Below are 11,632 nucleotides of genomic sequence, written 5' to 3'. Positions count from 1 at the left end.
ACCGTTTCTACGACTTGCCTGCAAGCTGCGCCAGCGTCTCATCGATAAACGGCTCTGTCATTTGACCGATTTTTTTCACGGCGACCTTCCCGTCCTTGCCGATGAAGAACGTCGTCGGGTAGTCCATGACGCCGTATTGCTTGCGCACGACTTCCTTCGCGTCCAGCAGAACCGGCATATTCAAACTGTATTGGTCCATGAAGCTCTGTACGGTAACTTTATTCTTGTCGACGTTGACTTCCAGGAAAACAACGCCTTCCTTGCTCCATTTGTCATACTGCTTCTGAAGCGCCGGCATCTCTTCCTTGCATGGCGGACAGAAAGTCCCCCAGAAATTGATCAGAACCGGCTTGCCTTTGTATTCCGATAAATCATGCGTCTTGCCATCCAGTCCGACAAGCGAGAAATTTGTCGCTTTATCGCCGACCTGCGGATATTTCTTGCCGCCGGCTGCCGACAAATTGGTAATAATGGTAAACACGCCAATAACAAGCACGATCGCGAAAATACCGATCTGTACCCATTTTTTTCTTGCACCCACGGTCCATCACCTTCGCTTTTTTCTTAAGCTATGTTAGCTTTTTCAACATATGGTAATATCCTTATTATAACGAAAAGAAGGCCAATTCTTATTGGCCTTTTTGAACGTTATGTGTCTTGAACGCTTCGTTTCGAAGCTCCTCAACCTCTTTGGGCGTCAAGTGGCGATACTTCGATCGCGGCAGCCCGGTCAGGAAGATCGGTCCGAATTTGATGCGCTTGAGCCGGATCACCGGGAAGTTGATCGCCTCGAACATTCTCCGAACTTGTCGATTCCTGCCTTCATAGATCGTGATCTCGATTGTCGATTCATTCTTGTCCAAATTCACATCCGCATACTCCACCTCGGCCGGCGCCGTCATCCCGTCTTCCAATTGTATGCCCGTTTTGAGCTTGTCTAATAACGTACCGTGCGGAACGCCTTTGACCGTAGCTTGATACGTTTTGGGCACATGGTGCTTCGGATGCGTCAGCAAATGGGCGAATTCGCCGTCATTCGTAAGGATAAGCAGACCTTCCGTATCATAATCCAACCGTCCGACCGGATATACCCGTTCCTTGATGCCCGGCAGGAAGTCCGTGACTACTTTACGGCCCTCCGGATCCGTTGCGCTCGTAATGACGCCTTTGGGCTTATGTAAAATGACATAAATCTTCTTCTGTTGGCCGATGGCTCGTCCATCGACTTTAATTTCGTCCTCAGCCGGGTTCACCTTTACGCCAAGCGTTGTTACAACTTCCCCGTTCACCTGCACGCGGCCAGCTAGGATGATCTCTTCACATTTCCGGCGGGATGCGATCCCCGCTTCGGCTAACACTTTTTGCAGTCTTTCCATGATCCGCTTTTCACCTCATGCTTATGATAACGGAGTTGGCTGCAAATCACAAGGGCGGCACTTAAGTAAATACCAGAAAGCAGATGATAATCGAGGCGATGAAGCCGACGAGATCCGAGATGAGCCCGACCTTCAGTGCATAACTCGCTTTGCGGATTCCGATCGCTCCGAAATAGACCGTTATGACATAGAGCGTCGTATCCGTGCTTCCTTGAACCGTTGAGGCGATCCGTCCGATCATCGAATCGGGTCCGAACTGTTCGATCAGATCCGTCGTGAACGCGAGCGAGCCTGCCCCTGTGATCGGTCGCAAGATAGCCAGCGGCAGCACCTCGGTCGGTACGCCGATGCTCTGAAAGAAAGGGCGCATCCAGCCCAGCAATAAATCCATCGCCCCCGAAGCGCGGAAGACCGAAATCGCAACCATCATCCCGACGAGATGGGGAATGATTTTGATCGCCGTATCGAAGCCTTCCTTCGCTCCGTCAACGAACGACTCGTACACAGGCACTTTCCGGTAAGCGGCATATAGCGGGATGAATACAATCATGACGGGAATAGCCCATGAGGAGATGAGCGATACGAAGGCATACATACGGAATCACCCTTTCAACGGAGGGATGGGAGAACGAGACCTTCGGTACCAGCGATCCACAAAGATTGCGGCTGCTGTCGAGATGATCGTGGCAATCAGCGTCGTCCCAACGATCTCCGCAGGATTGACGGAGTTGTAACTCATCCTTATGGCTATCAGCGTCGTCGGGATGAGCGTAATGCTGGACGTATTCAATGCAAGCAGCGTACACATGGCCGTGCTTGCCGTTTCTTTGTCATCATTCAGCTTCTGCAGCTCCTGCATCGCCTTGATCCCCATGGGAGTCGCCGCATTGCCAAGCCCGAGAATATTGGCGCTCATGTTTGACATGATATAGCCGATAGCGGGATGATCCTTCGGCACGCTAGGGAATAGAAAGCGCACAGCCGGCTGAAGAAGCTTGGCCAGCTTCCTCAAGAGACCGGCGTCCTCGGCGATCCGCATCATGCCCATCCAGAAGACAAGCACGCTGATCAGCCCGAAACAAACCGTGACACCGCTCTTGGCACCGTCGAAGGCGGCCTGGGTGACTGCCTCCACGTTCCCGTTCAGCGCCGCGACGACGAAGCCGACGACAATGAAAAACAACCAAATCCAGTTCACCATATGATGGCCTCCTTATCGCTTAGGTAAAGCTCCATTTAGTCTGCCCATTCCGATCGGGATACCGAAAACAGCTCCTGAATCAGTGTCCGGCAAATCAGGCCATAGTGCTCAAGCAGCGTCTCCTTGTACGGACCGCTTTCTTGGAAGGAAAACGCAGATTGGCTTTGTGCTTGCAGCAGCGGGCTGCCTTTATCGTACATCGGGATCGTCTGAATCAGCTGGGAGCCGAGCGAATACTGCATCGTTCCCCGCTCCGCCAAGCGATAATCCATCGTATTCGGATCGACCAGCGTTACTTTGCGAGTCAGCCGGGCTGCTTCCCCTTCCGCTAACGGATAGGAAAACGTTCGGCCGGCGACCCATGGCGTGCCCTCTACGGCCTCCCCCTTCTTCACGATCGTCTGCAGCGGGAAATAAGTGAAGCCGTACTGCAGCAATCGAGCATGATCGGCCCAATCGTCGCCATCGTTCAGGGTCACGACGGCAAGCTGTTGCCCGTCCCTCGTCGCAGAAGAGACCAGGCAACGCTTCGCCAGCTTCGTATAGCCTGTCTTCACTCCATCCGCGCCTTCGAAGAGCGAGAGCATCTTGTTCTTGTTCAACCACGAATAATCCCAAGCTTCATTCGGATTCGGCACTTTTTTGAGCTTCGTGGACACAATTTCCTTGAACACCGGATTTTTGAGCGCATAGGCCGTAAGCCGCGCCATATCGTTCGGTGAAGCGCGATGCCCCTCGCCCTCGTCAAGACCGGACGGATTCGTGAAATGGGAGTTCTCCATCCCCAGCATCCGGGCTTTTTCGTTCATCAAGTAAACGAAGCCCTCGACACTCCCTCCGACGTGCTCGGCAATCGCAGTGGCCGCATCATTGCCCGAGCGCAGCATCAAACCGTAGAGCATGTCGTGCATGCGCATCTCCTCACCAAGCTTCAAGTAGATCGAGGAGCCTTCCTTGCCGTACGCATTTTTGCTCACTTTCACCATATCGTTCAATTTGCCTTGTTCAATCGCGATGATCGCGGTCATAATTTTCGTCAACGATGCGATGCGCATAGGCGTGTCCCCTTTTTGGCTGTAGAGGATTCGGCCCGATTCCACGTCAATGAGCGAGGCGCCGACCGCATGGGTGCTTATGCCCGGAGGCGCCGCTTCCACCTGCGCCCACGGAGCCAACAATAGAGCTATCAAGGTGCTGTACATGAGGATGAATCTGATTCGTTTCTTCATGGAAATCCCCCTACTACGAAACTATTGGACAAGACACAACTTTGTACAAGTATATGCTTGGAAAATCGGGATATGTCCTCTAAACGGAAGTGAGGACGATCGACCGACTGACCCGGTACCCCTCGCACGTCAGTCCATTAGCCGCAGCACTGCCTTCAACCTGCAAGAAAGCTCGACTCCTCTAAGAGAGCCAAGCCTCTACCGAGAGTCCCGCCCATAGCGGGAATTTCTCCTGTTAAATGCTGCCTGGCGGATGCTCGAATGCTGAATTACAGGAATTCCTGCCGTTATTCAGCCCGTACTCGCAGCCTTTACGCGAAATGGGGATGAATGAACGGGAGGAATTCCCTTCATTCGTACAACTGGGCTAATTTTCTCGCGAATAACGGGAGAAATTCCAGTTACGACCTGCGGCTGACCAAGAAAAGCTCGGCTCCCTCGCCCCGCCGCAGTTTAAATAAGGGGTAACCTCCCGGTCACCCCAAAACTTATAAATTCTTATATCTTAAGAAAAACCGTCAGGGAATATCGCCCTGACGGTCCGATCTTATGCTTCTTCTCAAAATGTTCTTTAATCATCTATACCTCAAAAAAGATCCCTGCCCACCACTGGGCAAGGATCTTCTTGGGCGAGCAGCTGCATGAAGCAGCTCGAGCCCGATTACACGATAAAATTTTGGTTCTCGATATTCGTCACATTGTTTGTCCCCGTGGAACCGATCGTGCCGGATTTGGCATTGAAGCCTTTCACCATCGACTGAATCCGGTCCACAACTTGCGGCGCGGAATCGATCAAGCGCTCAAGAATATGGGTCTGGTTGTCAAGCGGAACGACTTTCACGCCGTTCTTTCCGACGACGAGGAAGGCGATTGGCGTAATCGATACCCCGCCGCCGCTGCCGCCGCCGAACGGAAGAGCGACTTTCGCGTTCAGTGCATCGCTTTTATTAATCGTGCCGCCCTCAATCTCAATTTCGGAGTCGGTCACGAACTCACTGCCGCCGGCAGCGAAGCCGAATCCAACTTTGGAGATCGGCATGATGACACTGCCATCGGGCGTCTCTACCGGATCGCCCACAATCGTGTTCACGTCAACCATTTCTTTAATATTTTCCATGGCGACTTTCATAAGGCCTTGAATTGGATGTTCTGACATGTGTGTACTCCTCCTTAGCGTTATCTCCTGGCAAAGCTGGCACTCTACGTATAAACATCAAAGACCAAGATTGGTTCTTTATTAGAGTGCCCTTAGAGGAATAGCCTTATGTACATCACGACGCAGTTTTGAGTCTGGACCTCGCTTTGAGCGCTAATTTGATCCACGTCCGGATACCGCCTTTCACTTTGGAGGCTCTGGCCATAAGTCTGACCCCAGCAAACATCACATGCCACACGCGGATTCTACCCGCCACTCGCACCTCGGTGGAGAAAATTTTCTCATTGAATTGCGGAATGACATCGATCCGCGGCGTTGCCTTTAACTGAACATACCGCATCGTAAAACCGAGCAGCGAAGATTTGATCCCCCATACGATTCCCGTCGTAATGGCGGTTTCCGGCGCATCGCCGATCCCGAGGCGGGTGATCCACTTCAGCTCCGTACACTGAACTTTGGCGAGCGTCTGTTTCATCCAATCATACAGATTCAACGTATGTACAAGCGCGTCTTTGGCTTCCTTGAAGTAGGTGATCACTTTCTCTTTGGTAATGTGATCCTTGCTTTCATCTTTCAGCTTCGCTTCCGCTTTGGAGACGACCTCGGATTTGATCAGAATCCCTTTCGTAAATCCTTTGAACTGTATAATGGGAATGACGTATCGATAGCGGACTAGCCCAAAAAGCGCACGCACTTCCACAGAAAGAGTGTCATTATCCTTGACCCTGGAGAAATAAAATTCTCCCCGGATGAAGCTTAATAGCACTATGAGGATGACCATGAGAACTACAACAATGATAAGCGCAACCCACAACAACCCCATTCTCCTCCTTAACAAAAAAAATCCACGGCTGGAAATGTGTTTCCGGCACGTGGAGTTAGTATGAGCATCTGAAGGAAATGAAATGCATTTCTTCCTATTCGGTTTCTTCCGTTACGTCGTCCAACGTGAGCTGCTTCTGATCTCCGATCCGGTCAAATAACATGCGCGTCTCTTCTTCCAGATCGAACTCCCCTTGGAAGTTCGCCGTATCCGGCAGTTCACTAATTGAACTAAGGCCAAAATACTCCAGAAATTGTTTGGACGTTCCGTACAAAATCGGTTTCCCTACCGCATCGGCTCGTCCGACTTCAATAATCAGATCCTTGCTCGTCAAGGTAGCGAGGGCACGGTCGCATTTCACGCCGCGAATTTCTTCTATCTCCACCCTTGTAATGGGCTGCTTATAGGCAATAATCGATAAAGTTTCAAGCGCAGCTTGCGATAAAGATGAACGGGATGGCGTATAAGCCAATCGTTCGAAGTAGGGGGCATGCTCGGACAGCGTAGTCAACTGGTAGGCGCCGGCTACCTCCACGATCTGTATCCCGCGGTGCTTGCGCTTGAAATCCGTTCGCATATCCTTGATGAGATCGCGTACCAGATAGGCATCCAGATCCATGACCTCGGCGATTTGTTTGGCATCCAAACCTTCGTCACCAGAGGCAAAGAGCAATCCTTCAATAATCGATTTCATCTGTTGAAAATTGAGTGTCAATGGAATCCTCCTCTTTAGCTTGAATGACGATATCTTCGAACAACCGGTATTGATAACAGACGACTCTCTTCATCTTCATCAGCTCGAGAATCGCCAGGAACGTGACGACAATTTCTTCCCGCGTCATTTCGTAATCAAACAGCTTGGAGAAAAGCAGCTTGCCGCCGCGAACTCTAAGCAAGTCCACGACCTCGCGAATCCGCTCTTTCACGGAAATTTCATCCCGGCGAATCCGGGTAACGACGTTCCGGTTCGCCAGCTTGCGCAGCGTACGCTGAAACGCATACAACAAATCGGCGACATCCAATCCTTCCACCGGATTCTCCTGCACCTGCTGCAGGAACGGCGTCAAATCTTCCGGCTCGCGCGTATAGACCTGGCTTCGCTCCACCTCTTTGTCCCGGAGCATGTCCGCAATGGATTTGTACTTCCGGTACTCGATCAGCTTGGCGACAAGTTCAGCTCGCGGATCCAATTCGTCTTCCATATCGTCAAAATATTCGTCGAACTCATCGATCACAGGCGGCTTAGGCAGCAGCATTTTGCTCTTAATCGAAAGCAGCGTCGCAGCCATCACGAGAAATTCGCTCGTCACTTCCAGTTCGAATTCCTGCATGGCTTGTACGTACTCTAAGTATTGCTCCGTGATTTCTTTGATCGGAATATTATAAATGTCAAGTTCATTTTTATCGATAAGATGAAGCAAGAGATCAAGGGGGCCTTCAAAAGCTTCCAGCTTATAAGTAACTTTCATTTTTTCTCCCCCTTGTCATATAGAAAATAGATTCATAACCAATTGCGCGGCAAGCGGGTATACATGTTCAAGCGCCCATTGACCGGCAGGAGTAATCAGCAACACAATAACTAGAATAAGTGCATAACGCTTGTTGCGATCCATCCATCTTTGCTGCTTCGGAGGGACCAGGCCTTGCACGATGTGCCACCCGTCGAGCGGGTAAAGCGGTACCATATGAATGACGGCAAGCATGATATTGACGATGACGCCGTACTGCAAATAGACTCGCCACTGTTCCACGACGATCGACTCGGACGCATCTCCCTGTACGAATGACGGAAGAAAGAAATAGAGCCACCAGAAGAACAACGCGAGCAGCAAATTGGTTAATGGACCGGCTATGTAAACGAGAGTATGGGACAGCTTGGGCTTTCTCTTAAAATTCGAAGCGTTGACCGGCATCGGTTTGGACCAGCCGTACGGACCGAAAACAATCATCGCGAGCCCCAAGGTGTCCAAATGCACCAAGGGGTTCAGCGATAAACGTTTGTTATTCCGGGCGGAAGAGTCCCCGAGCAGCTTGGCCAAGCCCGCATGCGCCGCATCGTGCAGCGTCATGGCGATCAGGAACGCAAGCAGCCGTGGGAGCAGCGTCTCCAGATGATAATACGAAAGCATTTAGGAAGTGAATTGCTTCGTCAAGTTCGCCATTTCAATCGCGGTTACAGCAGCTTCCCAGCCTTTGTTGCCAGCCTTCGTCCCCGCACGCTCCACAGCTTGTTCAATCGAATCCGTCGTCAATACGCCGAAAATCGTTGGCACGCCGGTTTTCAGGTTGATCGCCGAAACGCCTTTGGCAACTTCGCTGCATACATAATCAAAATGAGGCGTTGAACCGCGAATGACGGCGCCAAGCGTAATCACTGCATCGTATTTCCCGCTCTCCGCCATCTTCTGTGCAATAAGCGGAAGCTCGAATGCGCCGGGTACCCAAGCGATGTCCACTTCGTTATCCTCTACACCGTGGCGTTTCAAAGCGTCTTGTGCGCCGCCGAGCAGCTTGGAAGTAATAAATTCATTGAAACGTCCAACAACAATGCCGTACTTCAAATTCTGCGATACTAAATGTCCTTCGTAAATCGTAGCCATGGTTATATTCTCCCTTTCTCTATGAAAACCGGTTTATTGGTAAAATGATCGTGCCTTAAATGCCGCTGCCGGAATCGTGGAAACTCAGCATATGGCCAAGCTTCTGCTTCTTGATCCGCAAATAATTCACATTGTCCTCCTTAGAGGCCATCTGGATCGGCACGCGCTCAACGACCTCCAGGCCATAGCCTTCGAGACCTTTGATTTTGCGCGGATTATTCGTTAGCAGGCGGAGCTGGCTGATGCCGAGATCCTTCAATATCTGAGCGCCGATTCCGTAATCGCGAAGATCCGGAGCGAAGCCAAGCTTAATATTCGCCTCAACCGTGTCCAATCCCTGCTCCTGCAAAGCGTAAGCTTTCAATTTATTGATTAAACCGATGCCGCGGCCTTCCTGTCGCATATATAATAATACACCATTGCCCTCTTCATCAATCTGTTTTAGTGCGCTATCCAGCTGTGGCCCGCAATCGCAGCGGTGCGAATGAAACACATCGCCCGTCAGGCACTCGGAATGCACACGCACCAGCGTAGGCTTCGCAGGGTCGATGACCCCTTTGACCAGAGCGACATGCTCCTTATTATCGAGCTGGTTCGTATAGGCGATCGCCTTGAACGTACCGAAATCGGTCGGCAGATTGATTTCCACTTCACGCTGGACGAGCTTCTCCTGCCTGTTGCGGTATTGAATCAAATCCTGGATCGTAATCAAGCACAAATTGTGTTTCTCCGCAATCTCCATCAGATCCGGAACACGGGCCATCGTGCCGTCTTCCTTAATGACTTCACAGATCACGGCCGCCGGGTAAGATCCGCATAGAATAGCCAGATCCACAGCCGCTTCGGTGTGACCCGCTCTGCGCAGCACGCCGCCTTTCTTGGCGATCAGCGGGAAAATATGGCCGGGCCTGCGGAAATCATGCGGCTTCGTTGCCGGATGAATCAAGCCCATCACCGTTCTTGAACGTTCGTGCGCCGATATCCCTGTACTTGTCTCGATATGGTCGACCGATACCGTAAAGGCGGTTCCGTGGTAATCCGTATTCCTCGCGACCATCGGCGGCAGATCGAGCTCTTGCGCACGCTCCTCCGTGATCGGCGCGCAGACGAGACCACGGCCTTCCTTGATCATGAAATTGATCACTTCCGGCGTCGTTTTGTCAGCCAGGGCAATAAAATCCCCTTCGTTCTCGCGGTCTTCATCGTCAACGGCAATAATAACTTTGCCTAAGCTGAGGTCTCTCAGCGCTTCCTCTATCGTACTGAAACGTATTTGTGTCATGGTTGAATCACCTCTTCTTCGAGCTTAACTTCCTTCTTACATAAAGCCATGGTCTGCTAGAAAGCCGGCCGTTAACGTACTTTGCTTCTTCCCGCTGCCTTGCACGTTATCGGCAGGTCCGAATTTCAGCAGTCGCTCCATATATTTGCCTAGAACGTCGCATTCCATGTTAATGGTGTCGCCGGCTTTTTTATCCTGCAGCACCGTTTGGGCGAGCGTATGCGGAATGATGGAGACGGCCACATCGCGTTCCGTCACATCGACGACGGTCAGTGAGATGCCGTCAATCGTAATAGATCCGCCGGGAATGATATATCTGAAAATATGCGGATTGTCCGGTTCGAACCGGTAAACGACCGCGTTTTCTTCCGGAACGCGTGACAGAATCATCGCCGTTGCGTCCACATGTCCTTGCACGATATGTCCGCCGAACCGGCCGTTCGCCGCCATCGCCCGTTCCAGATTCACGCGGGCGCCTGTCTGCAGGTTGCGCAAATTCGTCTTGCGGTACGTTTCCGGCATCACATCCACCGAGAACGATTCGCTGTCGAACGAGATGACCGTCAAGCAGACACCGTTCACGGAGATGCTATCGCCCAAGTGTACGTCCTCGAGCACTTTATGTGCGGCAATCGTCAATACCATCGCTTGACCCACGCTATGAATGCGGCGCATGCGGCCGATTTCTTCAATTATGCCGGTAAACATGGCAGCCCTCCATTCGTCAGTCTTGATACGCCGGATAGCCCGTTATGCAAATATCCGGTCCGAGCTGCTCGACCTTCAACCGGTCGAGCGTCAATGCGTCATCCATCTTCGCGAAGCCTTCGAAGTTGATGTTCACCGGTGCTGCATGTCCCCCGCCGATCAGTTTCGGCGCAAACATCAGCACCAGCTTGTCCAGCAGGCGCCGCTCCAGCATGGCGCCGTTAAGCCGTCCTCCACCCTCGAGGAGGATGGAGCCGATCTCGCGCTCGCCGAGCTGGCGCATCGCGAGCGTCAGATCCACCTGCGGGCCGTCCCCGCAGGTGAGCACCGTGATGCCGCGCGCTTCCAGCGCGGCACGCCGCTCTGCGGGCGCCTGTGCGGTCGCGAGCAGGATCGTCGGCTGACGATCCTGCTCCGTGAGCACCCGGGCGCCCGGCGGGATCCGCAAGCGCGAGTCCGCGATAATCCGTACCGGCTGCAGGGCCGGTACGTCGCCGCGCGCGCTGAGGAGCGGATCGTCGGCGATGATCGTCTCGACGCCGACCATGATGCCCTGATGCCGGTGGCGCAGGGTATGCACATAAGCGCGCGACGCCGGCGATGTGATCCACCGGCTGTCGCCGGTCTTGGAGGCGATGCGGCCGTCCAGCGTGCTGGCGGTCTTCAGCGTCACGAATGGCATGCGCGTGACGATATATTTGTTGAAAGCCTCGTTCATCGCCGCGGCTTCCTCCCCCAGCAGCCCGACGGAGACGTCGATGCCGTGGGCTCGCAGCTTGGCGATACCGGTGCCGGCCACCTGGGGATTCGGGTCCGTGCCGGCAACCACGACGCGCGTCACTCCCGCGGCGATCAAGCGATCGCTGCAGGGCGGCGTCTTGCCGTAGTGGCTGCACGGCTCCAAGGTGACATAGGCGGTGCTGCCGCTTGCCTCCTCGCCGGCCATAGCCAGAGCGAGAACCTCGGCATGGCCATGTCCTCTTTTCAAATGAGCCCCCATGCCAACGATGCGCCCCTCCTTGACCAGCACGCAGCCGACAACCGGGTTGATCCCTGTTTGGCCAAGCGCGCTTTCGGCCATTTGCAGCGCTAGCCTCATATATGCTTCATCATTCAAGACATGCATGCCTGTTCACCGCCAATAGGTAGAATTTGAACGAACGCCAAAAGACCCCTCCGCATATCGGATAGGGGCCAGAGATTTGTAGGTAACACGAAAAAGCCTCGGCTGTACGCGCCTGCTCCATTTTTGATCAA

14 protein-coding genes are annotated in these 11,632 nt (G+C 52.8%); all 14 read right to left on the bottom strand.

Features of this window, described 5'->3' with window-relative positions; translation table 11 throughout:
* Nucleotides 1-7: 7 nt before the first annotated feature.
* The 14 genes from PUT07_RS11105 to ribD all read right to left on the bottom strand — a co-directional run bounded on the left by PUT07_RS11105 (nt 8) and on the right by ribD (nt 11,501).
* Complete coding sequence (locus PUT07_RS11105; protein WP_274468036.1) at nt 8-541, bottom strand: redoxin domain-containing protein; 534 nt, start codon at nt 539-541, stop codon at nt 8-10.
* 88 nt (nt 542-629) lie between these two features.
* Nucleotides 630-1,376, bottom strand: coding sequence for a pseudouridine synthase (locus PUT07_RS11100; protein WP_274468035.1), 747 nt, complete (start codon nt 1,374-1,376; stop codon nt 630-632).
* 61 nt (nt 1,377-1,437) lie between these two features.
* Nucleotides 1,438-1,971: a spore maturation protein gene (locus PUT07_RS11095; RefSeq protein ID WP_274468033.1), complete on the bottom strand. Its 534-nt coding sequence runs from the start codon at nt 1,969-1,971 to the stop codon at nt 1,438-1,440.
* 6 nt (nt 1,972-1,977) lie between these two features.
* Nucleotides 1,978-2,577 carry a nucleoside recognition domain-containing protein gene (locus PUT07_RS11090; protein ID WP_274468032.1) on the bottom strand — a complete coding sequence of 200 codons (600 nt, stop codon included), beginning with the start codon at nt 2,575-2,577 and terminating at the stop codon, nt 1,978-1,980.
* Nucleotides 2,578-2,612: 35 nt separating this feature from the next.
* Nucleotides 2,613-3,806: a D-alanyl-D-alanine carboxypeptidase family protein gene (locus PUT07_RS11085; protein WP_379239651.1), complete on the bottom strand. Its 1,194-nt coding sequence runs from the start codon at nt 3,804-3,806 to the stop codon at nt 2,613-2,615.
* Between the two features lie 661 nt (nt 3,807-4,467).
* Complete coding sequence (gene ytfJ / locus PUT07_RS11080; RefSeq protein WP_274468031.1) at nt 4,468-4,962, bottom strand: GerW family sporulation protein; 495 nt, start codon at nt 4,960-4,962, stop codon at nt 4,468-4,470.
* A 115-nt stretch (nt 4,963-5,077) separates the two neighbouring features.
* The gene (locus PUT07_RS11075; RefSeq protein WP_274468030.1) at nt 5,078-5,785 is read right to left on the bottom strand and encodes a DUF2953 domain-containing protein; all 708 of its coding nucleotides are present in this window, start codon (nt 5,783-5,785) and stop codon (nt 5,078-5,080) included.
* Nucleotides 5,786-5,879: 94 nt separating this feature from the next.
* On the bottom strand, nt 5,880-6,479 hold the full coding sequence (gene scpB / locus PUT07_RS11070) for an SMC-Scp complex subunit ScpB (protein WP_274469292.1): 600 nt from the start codon (nt 6,477-6,479) through the stop codon (nt 5,880-5,882).
* Nucleotides 6,463-7,254 (bottom strand): segregation and condensation protein A, encoded by a 792-nt coding sequence (locus PUT07_RS11065; RefSeq protein ID WP_274468029.1) that lies wholly within the window; start codon nt 7,252-7,254, stop codon nt 6,463-6,465. The genes scpB and PUT07_RS11065 overlap by 17 nt, the downstream gene beginning before the upstream one ends.
* A 15-nt stretch (nt 7,255-7,269) precedes the next feature.
* Entirely contained in the window at nt 7,270-7,914 is a 645-nt protein-coding gene (locus tag PUT07_RS11060) for a site-2 protease family protein (protein WP_274468028.1), read from the bottom strand.
* Nucleotides 7,915-8,385 carry a 6,7-dimethyl-8-ribityllumazine synthase gene (gene ribH, locus PUT07_RS11055; protein WP_274468027.1) on the bottom strand — a complete coding sequence of 157 codons (471 nt, stop codon included), beginning with the start codon at nt 8,383-8,385 and terminating at the stop codon, nt 7,915-7,917.
* Between the two features lie 55 nt (nt 8,386-8,440).
* Nucleotides 8,441-9,667 carry a bifunctional 3,4-dihydroxy-2-butanone-4-phosphate synthase/GTP cyclohydrolase II gene (locus tag PUT07_RS11050; RefSeq protein ID WP_274468026.1) on the bottom strand — a complete coding sequence of 409 codons (1,227 nt, stop codon included), beginning with the start codon at nt 9,665-9,667 and terminating at the stop codon, nt 8,441-8,443.
* A 36-nt stretch (nt 9,668-9,703) separates the two neighbouring features.
* Nucleotides 9,704-10,375, bottom strand: coding sequence for a riboflavin synthase (gene ribE, locus PUT07_RS11045; protein ID WP_274468024.1), 672 nt, complete (start codon nt 10,373-10,375; stop codon nt 9,704-9,706).
* 16 nt (nt 10,376-10,391) lie between these two features.
* Complete coding sequence (gene ribD / locus PUT07_RS11040; protein WP_274468022.1) at nt 10,392-11,501, bottom strand: bifunctional diaminohydroxyphosphoribosylaminopyrimidine deaminase/5-amino-6-(5-phosphoribosylamino)uracil reductase RibD; 1,110 nt, start codon at nt 11,499-11,501, stop codon at nt 10,392-10,394.
* Nucleotides 11,502-11,632: the final 131 nt, after the last annotated feature.

The sequence above is a fragment of the Paenibacillus sp. MAHUQ-63 genome (assembly GCF_028765165.1).
Lineage (GTDB): Bacteria > Bacillota > Bacilli > Paenibacillales > NBRC-103111 > Paenibacillus_E.
This window is presented reverse-complemented; position numbering and strand designations above follow the sequence as displayed.